This window comes from Roseovarius amoyensis (genome assembly GCF_003260265.1).
GTDB lineage: Bacteria > Pseudomonadota > Alphaproteobacteria > Rhodobacterales > Rhodobacteraceae > Roseovarius > Roseovarius amoyensis.
Genome location: NZ_QITQ01000009.1, coordinates 123,975 through 137,109, shown reverse-complemented (window position 1 = coordinate 137,109; position 13,135 = coordinate 123,975). Strand labels below are relative to the sequence as shown.

The window sequence follows — 13,135 nt, the reverse complement described above, 5'->3', positions numbered from 1 at the left end:
CTTGTCGGCGCTGTCCTTTGATGTTCCGGGTTTCTTGTTCATCTTCGCTCCTTAAAGGCTACGATGAACCAGAACCCCTCCGGTGTTCAAATCCTCAAATCTGTCCCACAGGTGCTGACGTCAGACATGCGGGGCTGAAAGGGAACTATGGCAGCCATACGCTGCGGAAGACGTGGGGCTATCATCAGCTGCGGGCCAATACGAAAACACCGCCGCACCTCGTCCTGCCGCTCCTCATGGAAGCCTATGGCCATGCCCGCCAGCAACAGACATTAGAGTACCTCTGTATTCAGTCAGATGAAGTTGCTAGTCTGTTCATGCAGATCGAACTGTAAGGAGGACAGCTTTGCTTCCGCTACGAAGTCTTGTCGAAAACGACACGGAAGATGCCGCCCGCCCGGTCGTCATTGGCATACCGCCAGCACGGCTCAAAGCAGCAAATTCGAATTTACGCCCATTAGAAAACTTTTGGGAAGAGCAGGAACGCGAATTCGCCCACCTATCCAAAGAATTTGTCGCCCGCTTTCACGACAAAGACCTTGGCGCAAGAATTCTAGATCGCCTCCCCGAGATACAGGCAGGGCCACATATTTTGAGGTTCTATGCCGGGATCAACTCGCTGCTGAAGTCCCTCCTTGCAGAGTTTCGAGACGCGCGTGACTACGGCGTGGGACTGGAAACGCAATTCGTGAATGCCGAAACCATAGCCTTGTTTTTCATGGACAGGGGCTTGGTGCCCAACAAGCCCGGCATGGATTCACTCGTCAGCGACGTGTTCCCTGACTTCAAAGATCGGGACGCCAACACGGTCATTTTCAACACCTATGAACATCTCCAGACGGCACTGCCACGAAGGAACGAGATGGAACTGCGTGAATTACTGATCCGCTTCCAGCGCTGGTACGGGATTGGCGGAGATACGGCGCTGCTGCCACTAGAAAAATTTGACGGTGGGCTTGCGAATAAGGTATTAGAATTCTTCAAGATTTTATACGGAGCATATTTGCGCAGAGACTTTGACGAGGCACTGGACGAACATTCGAGAAGGCAACGACGATTTGCCCCGAAGAAGAGCGGCGGTGTCTACAAACAAGTCAAGCTTCAGCTCCACGAAGACCTGATACCCGTTCTGAGCAAAGCTCTGGCAGGCGGTAATCGCAACGCTTTTATCGAAGAAGCGATTGTGGAGAAGCTCCAGCGAGAGGGTGTTGAGTTTGACCTGCCCGACCAACCTCCGTTGCCCGGCGGATAGATCACGAAAAGTTTATCGGTACCGATATAACATATAGAGGTACCCATCTATATATCTGTGGTGTGGCTGACGTGCAGCCTCGATCATCACAGGAGAACCACCATGTCCATGACCTCGACCGTGAAGCTGGGACAGACGCTTGCCCAGTCCGGCAGGCCGCTGCCGAACCTGAGCACGCTGCCCTATAGCGTGCGCCAGGACCTTCAGACCGGGTACGGCTCCGGCAAGAAGTAACAGGACGCTTGCCCCTCAGTCCCGCCGCGTGCGGCGGGACATCCCAATCCATCACAGCGTTGCCGTTTCCGGCGCGGGCGTCCTGTTTCCGCGTGCGGGAGAGGTGCGCCCCGTTCCCGGAGGTGTTTTCATGAGCGGACAAGGACATATCGGATCGCCGTTTGTCAGGTCACTGCGCGGCCTGTCATTCTTCGCAGGCGTTGCTGCCACCTTCACCTTCATGCCCAAACTCTATGAGCGCGTGGCTCCGTCTGTCTGGCGCTATACACTGGAACACTACCAGGGCGTGGACACGCAGCTTGTCCTGCTCGGCCTGAAGGTCGTTCTGGCGCTGGTCGTCTATTTTACGGTCAGTGCTGCGATCAATACCGCGCTCTCGGCTCTTGGCCTACACCTCGCCCTGAAGGTGATGCAGCAGGACAGTGAGGTCATCGAAGACCCTTCGAGCTTGCGCCGTCAGCGCAAATCCCGCCGCAAGATGATGATCCTCGGCCTGATCGTGGTCGTCGGCCTCGTTCAGTGGGGGCTGTCATGAGCAAGGACTGGAATGACCGTCATCCGTTTGGCTCTGCCAACTTTGCTGAACACGGTGATCTTCACGCGGCTGGTATGCTGCGCCAGAGCGACACTGCCCTGTTTCTGGGTTTTCATGCAGGGCAGCCGCTCTGGTATGATCGTCCCGGCGGGTTACTCCTGATCGGCGGGGCACGCTCCGGCAAGCTGCGGGATGTTCTGGCCTATAACCTGTGCAGCGGGATATTCACGCACGGCTCAATGCTGGTGCTGGACCTGAAAGGGGAACTGGCCGCGATCTCGCAGGACCAGACCCCGGATGGCAAACTCTGCCACTACTGGAACCCGCTTGCCCTGCACGGCATCGCTCAGGACCGCGTGAACCCCGTCGATTATCTTCGTAAATCCTCTCCGTCGCTCTTCGCAGATGTGAAGCTGTTTGCCGAAGGACTGGTGCCCAGTTCCGGTGCGCCGCAATCGGCCTTCTTTGAACAACGCGCACGGGAATATATCGAGGCGATCTCGCTGATGCTGGTCATGCTGCACGGTGCACTTGATCTGCCAGCCCTTTACGAGACCATCAACCTGATCCCCGGCAATACGCCTGCATGGCGCGACTTTGCCTATGAGATGTACCGCTCCGGCATTCCGCTGGTGGCGCGTGTTGAGGAAGAAATATCCACTTCAAGAGAGGATTCCTCGGGCGGGTATCGTGGGATCGTGGGCGAGCTGTTCAATTCTGTTTCCTGTCTCAGCGATCCGGTTTTGCGGGAATCCGTCTCGCCGCCATTCGATTTCTCGCTGGAAGATTTGTGCCGATCCGATCACTTCACCCAGTTCTATATGATGTGTCCGGCGGAGCTGGTCGGAGCATATGCTCCCGTTATCAAGGCGATCTTCACGGGCGCGATGATCTACAAAGCGCGTAAACCCGAAGCGCCTGCCCAGACCTGGATACTGGATGAATGCGCGCAGCTGAAAGGCTTCTCCCTCGTGCCGCGCATGTTCACCTACGGCGCGGGCATGGGCATTCGCCCGTGGGCGGTGTTCCAGTCACTAAAGCAGATGGATGATCTCGCACCCGGCGCGCGGGACATCATCACCTCCAGTGCGGGTTGCCAGAGTTATTTCAGCCTGCGCGATGTCCTGTCCTCGCGCACGATCTCGGAAATGCTCGGGGTGCAGACCTTCAAATGGAACGATCCCATCCGGCAAGGGCGAGCGCGCCTCGATCAGGCCAGGCTACTTGGCAATCTCTTCAGCGGGGCCGATCCGTTCGATCTGATCCCGCAGCTCATGCAGAAGCGACTGGAAAGCCAGTGGCAGACACGGCAACGCCGCCCGCTGCGCACCACGGATGAAGTGCTGAACCTGCCGGAGAACCGCCAGTTCATCTTTGCGGATGGCCTGCCGGGGGCGGTGCTGGCGGAACGCGCGCCGTACTTCGATCAGCCGTTTGTGGCGGGGCGGTATCACCCGAACCCCTATCATCCGCCCTATGACCATGTGAGCGTGACGACCAATACAGGCCGTAGGGAACTGCGCCCCGTCATCTGTGAGCGTGTGCCCGACCCCTTCGCCCACCTGCCGCAATACCGGGACGGGATTTGGTCGCATATCGGGGAGAGCGGTGATGCGTGACGGCCGTCCCAGTTCCTACAGTTTTCAGCACCGGGGCGAACTACCATCCTATGATGCCAAGTTCACCCGTGATGCCGGGCTGTCGCGGGAAGCGTTTGAAGCCCTGCGGACAGGCCGGACGCCTGAACCTCGCGCCACCCGCGACCTCGCAGAGCGCGACCAGTGGCATGTAAAGATCAACCGCTTCGATCTGCCGGAACCGCGTCCTGACTTCGCCCCGCCAAACCGCGCCCGCTTCAATGCTGACTGGGAAGAGATGCGCCGCCTGTCCCGTGCGAAGTTCGAGGAACGCCGTCTGAATGTGGCCAGTCGGTTTTTTCGGCGGGCGCGCGACCGATGAATATCAGCAAAGTCTAATGTGCTGATCTTGCTCAATTTTACGTTGAAAAGGAGAAAGCCGATGTGATATGTTCTATCTTTGTTCTTATTCGCTGACGGCATGTCCTCGCGGACCATAAGAGCAAAACGACAAATCCCGAAAACTAAACCACCAACCAAGGAAAGGAGCATTTCCATGGACAGTACAACTGTGCCCAACAAACCAATCGAAACCCTGCGCGATAGCCGTCTGAAGGCGAGTATCTGGGAGAACGCATCCGAGAAAGGCCCGTACTACACGGTCTCTCTTGCCAAGATTTACGAGGACAAGGACGGCCACCTTCAGGAGACACAATCGTTTTCTGCAAGTGAGCTGTTGCGCGTGGCCGAACTTGCTCGTGAAGCGCACGGCGTGGTCCGTGACCTGAAGCGCGAACGCAGCCACGAGCGGAACACCGAGCAACAGGCTGAACAGGGAAGCAACCGCTCTCGCTCTGAGCGTCCGGCACGCTTCCGCAGGTGAGTAACCGAACAGCGGACGGGCGCTTGGCTGTGTGGGGCCGCGCCCGTCCTGACATCAACAAGAAAAACAGAAAGGACGCACCATGAAAGATAGAGGGAAAACCAGAACAGAGCAAAAAGACCTGAGCACGCTCGGGCCGCCAAGATCACTCGGTGACCGCCTGCTGGGAGACTACGGGGCTGAGCTGGAGGGCGAAGGTCTGTCTGAAGACCAGCAAAAAGAATGTCTGCTGGCTCTTTGGCAGGTGATGGTGGCGTTTGTCGATCTCGGATTCAGCGTCAAGCCTGGGGATAAACTCTTCCCCGAAAGTGACGTCGGCTTCGATGATGTGCTAAACTACCTGTGCCTTGAAGACCTGCCGCGTGAAACAGTCGCATCCCCTGACAATCAAAAACAAGAGGAGCGACCATGAGCGTAGAACAGTTCAAGATTCCAGATACCGATACCCCCAAAGCCCTGATCTATTGCCGCGTGTCATCCGCAAGGCAGGTAGAGGAAGGCCACGGCCTTGACTCACAGGCCACGCGCTGCCGCGAATATGCCGAGCGCAAAGGCTATGAGGTGATCAAGGTTTTCCATGAGCGTGGTGTTTCCGGCGGGCTGATGGATCGCCCGTCCTTCAATGAGCTGATCGCCTTCATCAAGGCAATGCGGCGCGAAGGCATCATCGTCATCATTGACGATATCAGCCGCTTTGCCCGTGACATTGAAAGCCACTGGACGCTGCGCCGGACACTGAAAGACCTCGGCGGCAAGCTCGAAAGCCCTTCCATCACTTTCGGCGAGGATTCCGATTCCGTCCTGATTGAGAACTTGCTGGCTTCGGTCTCACAGCACCAGCGCCAGAAGAACCGCGAACAGACCACCAACCGCATGCGCGCTCGCACCATGAATGGCTACTGGTGTTTCCCCGCACCGCCGGGCTTTCGCTATGAACGTGTGGCCGGACATGGCAAGTTGCTGGTCCGGGACGAACCGCTTGCCACGATCATTGCCGAAGCCCTTGAAGGCTTTGCCTGCGGGCGCTTTGCCTCTCAGTCCGAGGTGAAGAGCTATCTCGAATCCGAACCTGCATTCGCCTCCCGCTTCCCGAACGGCTTCGTGCGCTATGAGGAAGTCATTCGCCTACTGAGCCGTCCGCACTATGCCGGGTATATCGAAGTGCCAGCCTGGGGCATCACGCTTCGCAAGGGCCAGCATGACGGCCTGATCTCGCTCGATACCTATACCCGTGTGCAGGACCGCATCCGTGAAGGCGCGCGTGTTGCTGCACGGGCGGACATCAACGAAGACTTCCCGCTGCGCGGCTTTGCCCTGTGCGGTGACTGCGATCATCCTCTGACTTCCTGCTGGTCGAAGAGCAAGACGGGCAAGAAGCATCCCTACTATATGTGCTTTCATAAGGGCTGCTCTTCCTACCGAAAATCCATCCGCCGCGATGTGATTGAAGGGGAGTTCGCCGTCCTCCTGAATGATATCACTCCGTCACCTGCGAAGCTCTCGATTGCCAAGCGCATGTTCAGTGCTGCGTGGAATGAGCGCCAGGACCGCGCCCGTGAGAACGCGGCGCTCTATGCCAGCAAGATCAAGGAGCTGGACACGCAAGTCGAAGCGCTGCTCTCCCGCCTCATGGAGGCAGACACCAGCACGGTCATCAAGGCGTATGAAAAGAAGATCGGGCAGATCGAACAGGAAAAGCTGCTGCTAGCCGAAAAGGCGGAACAAACAGGCAAGCCGAAAGCAACCTTCGAGCAAATGTTCGAACTCGCGATCCGGTTTCCCGCAAGCCTTTGGAAAGTCTGGGAAACAGGTCGCTTCGACCTGCAACGACTCGTCCTTAGACTGGCATTCAAGGACCGTCTGGCCTACTGCCGCGAAACAGGGTTTCGAACCCCGGAAGTTTCGTTTCTGTTCAAAGTGTTAAGGGGAGAATCCATGCCGGATTGTAAAATGGCGGAGGAGGTGGGATTCGAACCCACGGTACGCTTTCACGCACGCCGGTTTTCAAGACCGGTGCATTCGACCACTCTGCCACTCCTCCGGGTCTGGACTTCCTTAATCGGGCGGATGTGATTCTGAAAGGTGTCCGATGCGGTGGGAAATTGCCCAAGCAGGCGCAGCACGCTTTTCTTGGCGGCGCTCTGGGGGTAGAGTGTTGCCGAAGGCCCCCGCGTGGCCGGCGCGGCATGACGCCGGGGCAGGGGGCGCGCAGATCAAAGGCCCGGGTAAACCGGGCGGACGCGCAAGCGTGACGACAGGCAAGGGGCCGGGCATGGCAGATCGTAAAATCCATTCAGGGCTTTCGCGGGCGGGTGCCGCGCTGGCGCTTGTCAGTGCGCTCGCACTTGGCGGGTGCGGTGAAGAGGGGCAGGGCGGTTTCAACCTGTTCCAGCCCAGGGACAAGACGGAAGACGGCAGCGCGACGGCGGCCACCGGCACCACCCGGCTGGTCGAACGCGATGTCGAGGCGCCAGAGGTCTTTCAGGTCACCGAAGCAGGGCTTTGGGACGGGCGTCCCTCGCTTGGCGGGGTGTGGGTCGCGCACCCGGATGTGGGCGAGCCAGAGCGCGTGATCATCCGCAACACCGACAATTCCAAGTTTGTCATCGGCGCGCTTTTCCGGCGCGAACGAGACAATCCCGGCCCGGCGATCCAGGTGTCCTCTGACGCGGCGGATGCGCTGGGCATGCTGGCGGGGGCGCCGGCGCAGCTGAATGTCACCGCCCTGCGCCGCGAGGCCCAGCCCGAAGAGGAACCCGTGCCCGCGCCCACGGCAGACATTGCCGCGCCCGAAGATGTCGAGACCACGGCGCTCGACCCGGTGGCGGGTGCCGCCGCCGCCATCGACGCGGCAGAAAGTGCGCCGCCCGCGCCCAGACCCGCCGCCCCGGCGACGCCGGCGCGGGGTTCGTCGCTCGACAAGCCCTTTATCCAGATCGGCATCTTCAGTGTCGAGCAGAACGCGCGCAACACCGCTACGGCCATGCGCCAGAACGGCATGGTTCCGATCGTCAAGGAGCAGAGCGCCAAGGGCAAGACCTTCTGGCGCGTGATTGTCGGCCCTGCCGCCGACAGGTCCGAGCGCAGCGTGCTGCTGCGCAAGATCAAGGGCGTCGGTTTCGGCGACGCCTATCCCGTAACCGATTAACCGCGTGCAGCCATGACCCGTATCACCGCCTTTCTGGCCCCGATTGCCCTGATCCTGGCGCTGGTCCTGCCGGCGCATGCGTTTGACACTCGCGCCAGGGCCGCCTTTGTCTATGACACGACCACCGGCACGGTGCTGTTGGAAAAGAATGCCGATACGCCGTTGCCGCCAGCCTCGATGTCGAAGCTGATGACGCTCTACGTGGCGTTCGAGGCGATCCGCGACGGGCGGTTGTCGCTGGACGAAAAGCTGCCGGTTTCGCAACACGCGATGAGCTATGGCGGCTCGACCATGTTCCTTGACACCACCGACAAGGTTCGTGTCGAGGATCTGTTGCGCGGCATCGTGGTGCTGTCTGGCAACGATGCCTGCGCGGTGATCGCCGAGGCGCTCAGCCCTGATGGCACCGAGGCCGGGTTTGCCCGCTACATGACCCAGCGCGCGCACAAGATGGGCATTACCAATTCGGTCTTTCGCAACTCCAACGGCTGGCCGGCCGATGGCCATGTGATGAGCATGCGTGACCTGGCGCTGCTGGCCCGTCACCTGATCGAGGATTTCCCCGAATTCTATCCTCTCTTTGCCGAGACCGAGTTCAAGTTCGACGGTCGCGCGCCGCAAAACACCCAGAATCGCAACCCGCTGCTGCGGCTGGGGATCGGGGCTGACGGGCTCAAGACCGGGCACACCCAGCGGGCGGGCTATGGGCTGGTCGGGTCGGCCAAACAGGACGGCCGGCGGGTGGTCTTCGTCCTGTCCGGGCTGGAAAGCGCCGCCGCCCGTGCCGAAGAGGGCCGCGCGATCGTCAACTGGGCATTCCGCCAGTTCGTCGAGAAGTCGCTGCTCAAGGCCGATACCCAGGTTGCGCAGGCCAGCGTCTGGATGGGGGCCGAAGACAGCGTTGCGCTGGTCCCGGGCGAGGATGTCAGCGCGTTGCTGCCGGTGCTGGGCGGCAATGAACTGAATGCCGAGGTGGTTTATCGCGGCCCGGTCGAGGCGCCGGTGGCCAAGGGCGATGAGCTGGCCCGGCTGGTGCTGACGCCCGAGGGGCTGCCGGAAAAGATCGTGCCACTTTATGCAGCCAATGACGTGCCGCGCGGCGGCTTCATGGTGCGGATGAAAACCGTGTCAGGGCAACTGCTTGCCCGGATGAGGGGCGCGCCCGAGGAAGCGATTTGAGCGCCCCGCCGCTTTTCATTACGCTAGAGGGAATTGACGGGTCGGGCAAATCCACCCAGGCGCGGCTGCTGGCTGAGGCGTTGCGCGCGCTGGGCCGCGAGGTGGTGCTGACACGCGAACCCGGCGGCAGCCCCGGGGCCGAAGAAATTCGCGGCCTCCTGCTTGAGGGGGCGCCCGACCGCTGGTCGCCGGAAACCGAGATCCTGCTCTTTACCGCTGCGCGGCGCGATCACCTGGAACGGACGATCACCCCGGCGCTGGAACGCGGCGCGATCGTGATCTGCGACCGCTTCGCCGACAGCACACGCATGTATCAGGGGCTGCGGGGCGATGACCTGCGGGCGCTGGTGGACCGGCTGCACACGCTGATGATTGGGCGCGAACCTGACCTGACGCTGCTGATCGACATCGACCCGCAGACAGGGCTGGACCGGGCGCTGGCGCGAAAGGGCGGCGAGGACCGGTTCGAGGGGTTCGGCGCCGATCTTCAGGCGCGTCTCAGGCAGGGGTTTCTCGATCTGGCGCAGGCCGAAACCGAGCGCATTGCTGTGATCGATGGCGGGCGCGACGCGGACGCGGTTGCCGCCGACGTTCTGGGTGTCGTAACCTCGCGCCTGACATGACCGACGACTCTACCCCAGAGCCAGACCGCACCCCCGGCGCGCCGCATCCGCGCGCGACGGTCCGCCTGTTCGGGCAGGCGGCGGCAGAGGCGGCATTCCTGTCCGCGTTCCAGTCCGGCAGGCTGCATCATGCCTGGTTGCTGAGCGGCCCGCGCGGCGTGGGAAAGGCAACGCTGGCCTGGCGCATCGCGCGGTTCCTGCTGGCAACGCCTGATTCCGGCGATGGCGGGCTTTTCGGCGCCCCCCCGCCGCCGCAGACGCTGGACGTGGCGCCCGATCATCCGGTGACGCGGCGCATTCTGGCAATGGCCGAGCCGGGATTGCACCTGGTGCGCCGGGGCGGGATGGGACGCAGCGAATCCGAGCGTAATAAGGCGGTGCTGGAGGGCCGGTTTTCAGCTGATATCCGTGTTGACGAGGTGCGCAAGCTGGCGCGCTTTCTGCACATGAGTGCGGCCGATGGCGGTCGCCGTGTGGTGATCGTCGATTGCGCGGACGACCTGAACCCCGCCGCCGCCAACGCGCTGTTGAAGATGCTCGAAGAGCCGCCCGCGCGCACGACGCTCTTGCTGGTGTCGCACCGGCCCTCGGGGTTGTTGCCGACGATCCGCTCGCGTTGCCGCGATCTGCGGCTGACGCCGCTTGGGGCCGGTGACCTGGCCGATGCGCTGGCGCAAGCAGGGATCGATCCCGGTGATGATGCACCCCGCCTGGCTGAGCTTTCAGGCGGATCGGTGGGGGCGGCGATCCGGCTGATGCACCTGGACGGGCTGGCGCTCTATGCCGACCTGGTGGCGCTGATGAACGGGATGCCGACGCTGGACCGTCCCCGCGCCATCGCACTGGCCGAAGCCGCCGCCGCGCGCGGGGCAGAGGACCGGCGCGACCTGCTCTTTCATCTCGTTGACCTGATGCTTGCGCGGCTGGCGCGCACCGGCGCCACCGGCACCCCCCCGCCCGAGGCCGCACCGGGCGAGGCCGCGATGCTGGCCCGCCTTGCCCCTGGTCCGGGGAGGGCGCGGGCCTGGGCCACTCTGGCCGAAGAGGCAGGCACGCGTGCCCGCCGGGGCCGGGCGGTCAACCTTGACCCTGCCGCGCTGGTGCTGGATACGGTCTTCAAGTTGCAATCCTGCGCCCGAGCCTGAGGTTTCATGTCTGCCACCGTCACCATCACCGACAGTCACTGCCATCTCGACTTCGACAGCTTCGATGGCGAGCGGGATGATGTCATCGCGCGCGCGCTGGATGCCGGTGTGCGCCGCATGGTGACGATCTGCACGAAATTGGCGAACGAGCCGCGCGTGCGTGCCATAGCCGAGGCGCACGACCCTGTCTTCTATGCCGCCGGCACCCACCCGATGAGCGCGGCCGAAGAACCGATGGCTACCGTCGATGAACTGGTCGCGCTGGCCCGCCACCCCAAGTTCGTCGGCATCGGGGAAACCGGGCTCGACTATCACTACACCGCTGACAGCGCCGAGGTGCAAAAGCAGAGCCTGCGGGTGCACATCGCTGCCGCGCGTGAAACCGGCCTGCCGCTGATCATCCATGCCCGCGACGCCGACGACGACATGGCGCGCATCCTCACCGAAGAATACCGCAACGGCGCCTATTCCTGCGTCATGCATTGCTTTTCCTCGGGGCCCGACCTGGCGCGCGCGGCGCTTGACCTGGGGTTTTACCTGTCGATGTCGGGGATAGCGGCTTTCCCACGCAGCCAGGAACTGCGCGATATTTTCAGCAGCGTTCCGGTTGATCGCGTCCTGCTGGAAACCGACGCGCCCTATCTTGCCCCGCCGCCCTATCGCGGCAAGCGGAATGAGCCCGCCTTTACCGTGCATACCGGGCAGGTCGGGGCCGAGGTGTTCGGCATGGACTGGCCGGATTTTGCCGCGCAGACAGAGGCCAATTTCAACCGGCTCTTTACCAGGGCGGCGGGCTGATGGCGCAGATGCGGTTCACGATACTGGGCTGCGGCTCTTCCGGTGGGGTGCCGCGGCTGGGCGGGCATTGGGGTGATTGCGATCCCGATGACCCAAGAAATTATCGTCGTCGCTGCTCGATTCTGGTCGAGCGCGAAGACGGGGACGGCACCACGAGCGTGCTGATCGACACCTCGCCGGACATGCGTGCGCAGCTGCTCGATGCCGGGGTCGGGGTTCTGGATGCGGTGGTCTATACCCATTACCACGCCGATCATGTGCATGGTCTGGATGACCTGCGGATGATCGTTTTCAACCGGCGCGAACGGCTGCCTGTATGGGCAGATGGCGACACGCAGAATGTGCTGTATGCCCGGTTCGGATATGCATTTGTTCAACCTGAAGGGTCACCTTATCCACCGATTCTGGACATGCGGACTATCGAAGGCGATGTTACCATCGACGGTGCCGGCGGCCCAATCACCCTGCGCCCGATCCCGGTTCAGCATGGATCGATCGACGCTTTGGGCTTTCGGGTGGATGACCTGGCCTATCTGCCGGATGTCTCGGACATCCCCGATGACAGCTGGCCGCTGCTGGAGGGGCTGGATTGCTGGGTGCTTGATGCGCTCAGGCGCGATCCGCATCCGACGCATTCGCACCTGGAAAAATCTCTGGCCTGGATCGAGCGCGCTGCGCCCCGCCGGGCGGTGCTGACCAACATGCATATCGATCTCGACTATCGGACCCTTGCCGATGAAACCCCGGAACATGTCACCCCTGCCTTTGACGGGATGGTGATCACCTACGGGGACTGAGGCGCGTGCAGGCGCTGCTGGATGTCATCCTGCCCGTCTTTCTGGTGATAGGTTTCGGTTATCTGGCGGTCTGGCGCGGCTGGTTCAGCCCGGCCGGTGTCGATGGGCTGATGCGGTTCACCCAGAATTTTGCCATTCCCTGCCTGCTCTTCACCGCCATTGCCCGGCTGGATCTGGGGCAGAGCTTTGACTGGCGTCTGCTGATCAGCTTTTACGCCGGTGCGCTGTCGGGGTTCTTGCTGGGGCTTTTCGGCGCGCGTTTCCTGTTCGGGCGCGACTGGGAGTACGCGGTTGTCATCGGCTTTTGTTGTCTGTTTTCCAACTCGGTCCTGTTGGGGCTGGCGCTGACCGAGCGCGCCTATGGCACGGACGCGCTGCAGGCGAACTATGCCATCATCGCGCTGCATTCGCCGTTCTGCTATGGCGTCGGCATCTCGGTGATGGAGATCGTGCGCGCCCGTGGGCAGGCCGGATTCGCCATCGCCGGGCGGGTGCTGAAGGCGATGTTTTCCAACGCGCTGATCCTTGGCATCGGGGCGGGGTTCGTAGTGAACTTTTCGGGCCTGCCCTTGCCCGGCATCCTTGATGACGCGCTCGACATGATGGTGCGCGCGGCGCTGCCGGCGGCGATCTTCGGCATGGGGGGCGTGCTGGCCAGTTACCGCGCCGAGGGCGACATGCGCATCGTGCTTTTCATCTGCCTCATTGCGCTGGCGGTGCATCCGGCGATCACGCGGGGGCTGGGCCTGGCCCTGTCCCTGCCGGTCGAGGCGACGCGCTCTGCCGTTCTGACGGCGGCGATGGCGCCAGGGGTGAACGCCTATATCTTTGCCTCGATCTATGGCCGCGCGCAGCGGGTGGCGGCGACGGCGGTGCTGGTGGCCACTTCATTGACCATTCTGACCGCATGGATGTGGCTGACGATATTGCCCTGATGTGACCTCAGTGGACTATTTATCCCCAG

Annotated in this window: 15 protein-coding genes, 1 tRNA gene and 3 pseudogenes; 17 read left to right on the top strand and 2 right to left on the bottom strand. The window is 61.9% G+C overall.

Annotation, left to right across the window (positions count from 1 at the left end; genetic code table 11):
- The 9 genes and pseudogenes from DL899_RS19630 to DL899_RS19875 all read left to right on the top strand — a co-directional run.
- A pseudogene (locus DL899_RS19630) lies at positions 1-335 on the top strand (hypothetical protein); the annotation flags it as partial.
- An 11-nt stretch (positions 336-346) separates the two neighbouring features.
- The gene (locus DL899_RS10150; protein WP_162685548.1) at positions 347-1,252 is read left to right on the top strand and encodes a hypothetical protein; all 906 of its coding nucleotides are present in this window, start codon (positions 347-349) and stop codon (positions 1,250-1,252) included.
- A gap of 102 nt (positions 1,253-1,354) precedes the next feature.
- On the top strand, positions 1,355-1,486 hold the full coding sequence (locus DL899_RS20090; RefSeq protein WP_275426791.1) for a hypothetical protein: 132 nt from the start codon (positions 1,355-1,357) through the stop codon (positions 1,484-1,486).
- A gap of 130 nt (positions 1,487-1,616) precedes the next feature.
- Positions 1,617-2,021, top strand: coding sequence for a hypothetical protein (locus DL899_RS10145; RefSeq protein ID WP_111734233.1), 405 nt, complete (start codon positions 1,617-1,619; stop codon positions 2,019-2,021).
- On the top strand, positions 2,018-3,640 hold the full coding sequence (locus DL899_RS10140; protein ID WP_111734232.1) for a type IV secretory system conjugative DNA transfer family protein: 1,623 nt from the start codon (positions 2,018-2,020) through the stop codon (positions 3,638-3,640). Before DL899_RS10145 ends, DL899_RS10140 begins: the two co-directional genes overlap by 4 nt.
- Positions 3,633-3,980, top strand: a complete 348-nt coding sequence (locus DL899_RS10135; protein ID WP_111734231.1) for a hypothetical protein — start codon at positions 3,633-3,635, stop codon at positions 3,978-3,980. Before DL899_RS10140 ends, DL899_RS10135 begins: the two co-directional genes overlap by 8 nt.
- 174 nt (positions 3,981-4,154) lie before the next feature.
- Positions 4,155-4,481 (top strand): hypothetical protein, encoded by a 327-nt coding sequence (locus DL899_RS10130; protein WP_111734230.1) that lies wholly within the window; start codon positions 4,155-4,157, stop codon positions 4,479-4,481.
- Positions 4,482-4,563: 82 nt separating this feature from the next.
- The gene (locus DL899_RS10125) at positions 4,564-4,893 is read left to right on the top strand and encodes a hypothetical protein (RefSeq protein ID WP_111734229.1); all 330 of its coding nucleotides are present in this window, start codon (positions 4,564-4,566) and stop codon (positions 4,891-4,893) included.
- Positions 4,890-5,321 (top strand): annotated as a pseudogene (locus DL899_RS19875) (recombinase family protein); the annotation flags it as partial. The gene DL899_RS10125 and the pseudogene DL899_RS19875, both read left to right, overlap by 4 nt.
- 285 nt (positions 5,322-5,606) lie before the next feature.
- Here the strand turns inward: DL899_RS19875 and DL899_RS19870 are convergent.
- Entirely contained in the window at positions 5,607-5,816 is a 210-nt protein-coding gene (locus DL899_RS19870; protein ID WP_239494670.1) for a hypothetical protein, read from the bottom strand.
- On the opposite strand from DL899_RS19870, the pseudogene DL899_RS19865 reads away from it, so the two are divergent.
- Positions 5,763-5,879 (top strand): annotated as a pseudogene (locus DL899_RS19865) (recombinase zinc ribbon domain-containing protein); the annotation flags it as partial. The gene DL899_RS19870 and the pseudogene DL899_RS19865 sit on opposite strands and share 54 nt — an antisense overlap.
- A gap of 553 nt (positions 5,880-6,432) precedes the next feature.
- Here the strand turns inward: DL899_RS19865 and DL899_RS10115 are convergent.
- Positions 6,433-6,522 (bottom strand) — tRNA-Ser (locus tag DL899_RS10115).
- 231 nt (positions 6,523-6,753) lie between these two features.
- Here DL899_RS10115 and DL899_RS10110 point away from each other — a divergent pair.
- Genes DL899_RS10110 through DL899_RS10080 form a run of 7 tightly spaced genes read left to right on the top strand, consistent with a single transcriptional unit; the run spans position 6,754 to position 13,106 of the window.
- Positions 6,754-7,629, top strand: a complete 876-nt coding sequence (locus tag DL899_RS10110; RefSeq protein ID WP_111734250.1) for an SPOR domain-containing protein — start codon at positions 6,754-6,756, stop codon at positions 7,627-7,629.
- 12 nt (positions 7,630-7,641) lie between these two features.
- The gene (locus DL899_RS10105) at positions 7,642-8,808 is read left to right on the top strand and encodes a D-alanyl-D-alanine carboxypeptidase family protein (protein WP_111734228.1); all 1,167 of its coding nucleotides are present in this window, start codon (positions 7,642-7,644) and stop codon (positions 8,806-8,808) included.
- A complete protein-coding gene (gene tmk / locus DL899_RS10100) occupies positions 8,805-9,431 on the top strand; it encodes a dTMP kinase (protein ID WP_111734227.1) in 627 nt (208 codons plus the stop codon). Before DL899_RS10105 ends, tmk begins: the two co-directional genes overlap by 4 nt.
- Positions 9,428-10,576 (top strand): DNA polymerase III subunit delta', encoded by a 1,149-nt coding sequence (locus tag DL899_RS10095; protein ID WP_111734226.1) that lies wholly within the window; start codon positions 9,428-9,430, stop codon positions 10,574-10,576. Before tmk ends, DL899_RS10095 begins: the two co-directional genes overlap by 4 nt.
- Before the next feature lie 6 nt (positions 10,577-10,582).
- Entirely contained in the window at positions 10,583-11,374 is a 792-nt protein-coding gene (locus DL899_RS10090; protein WP_111734225.1) for a TatD family hydrolase, read from the top strand.
- On the top strand, positions 11,374-12,171 hold the full coding sequence (locus DL899_RS10085) for an MBL fold metallo-hydrolase (protein ID WP_111734224.1): 798 nt from the start codon (positions 11,374-11,376) through the stop codon (positions 12,169-12,171). The genes DL899_RS10090 and DL899_RS10085 overlap by 1 nt, the downstream gene beginning before the upstream one ends.
- A gap of 5 nt (positions 12,172-12,176) precedes the next feature.
- Complete coding sequence (locus DL899_RS10080; RefSeq protein WP_111734223.1) at positions 12,177-13,106, top strand: AEC family transporter; 930 nt, start codon at positions 12,177-12,179, stop codon at positions 13,104-13,106.
- Positions 13,107-13,135 lie beyond the last annotated feature (29 nt).

What these genes read in the sequence shown, in the direction of transcription:
- DL899_RS10125 (WP_111734229.1), top strand. Translation starts at nt 4,564, where the DNA reads ATGAAAGATAGAGGGAAAACCAGAACAGAGCAAAAAGACCTGAGCACG.
- DL899_RS10090 (WP_111734225.1), top strand. Translation starts at nt 10,583, where the DNA reads ATGTCTGCCACCGTCACCATCACCGACAGTCACTGCCATCTCGACTTC.
- DL899_RS10145 (WP_111734233.1), top strand. Translation starts at nt 1,617, where the DNA reads ATGAGCGGACAAGGACATATCGGATCGCCGTTTGTCAGGTCACTGCGC.
- DL899_RS10095 (WP_111734226.1), top strand. Translation starts at nt 9,428, where the DNA reads ATGACCGACGACTCTACCCCAGAGCCAGACCGCACCCCCGGCGCGCCG.
- DL899_RS19870 (WP_239494670.1), bottom strand. Translation starts at nt 5,816, where the DNA reads ATGATCGCAGTCACCGCACAGGGCAAAGCCGCGCAGCGGGAAGTCTTC.
- DL899_RS10105 (WP_111734228.1), top strand. Translation starts at nt 7,642, where the DNA reads ATGACCCGTATCACCGCCTTTCTGGCCCCGATTGCCCTGATCCTGGCG.
- DL899_RS10140 (WP_111734232.1), top strand. Translation starts at nt 2,018, where the DNA reads ATGAGCAAGGACTGGAATGACCGTCATCCGTTTGGCTCTGCCAACTTT.
- DL899_RS10110 (WP_111734250.1), top strand. Translation starts at nt 6,754, where the DNA reads ATGGCAGATCGTAAAATCCATTCAGGGCTTTCGCGGGCGGGTGCCGCG.
- DL899_RS20090 (WP_275426791.1), top strand. Translation starts at nt 1,355, where the DNA reads ATGTCCATGACCTCGACCGTGAAGCTGGGACAGACGCTTGCCCAGTCC.
- DL899_RS10130 (WP_111734230.1), top strand. Translation starts at nt 4,155, where the DNA reads ATGGACAGTACAACTGTGCCCAACAAACCAATCGAAACCCTGCGCGAT.
- DL899_RS10085 (WP_111734224.1), top strand. Translation starts at nt 11,374, where the DNA reads ATGGCGCAGATGCGGTTCACGATACTGGGCTGCGGCTCTTCCGGTGGG.
- DL899_RS10135 (WP_111734231.1), top strand. Translation starts at nt 3,633, where the DNA reads ATGCGTGACGGCCGTCCCAGTTCCTACAGTTTTCAGCACCGGGGCGAA.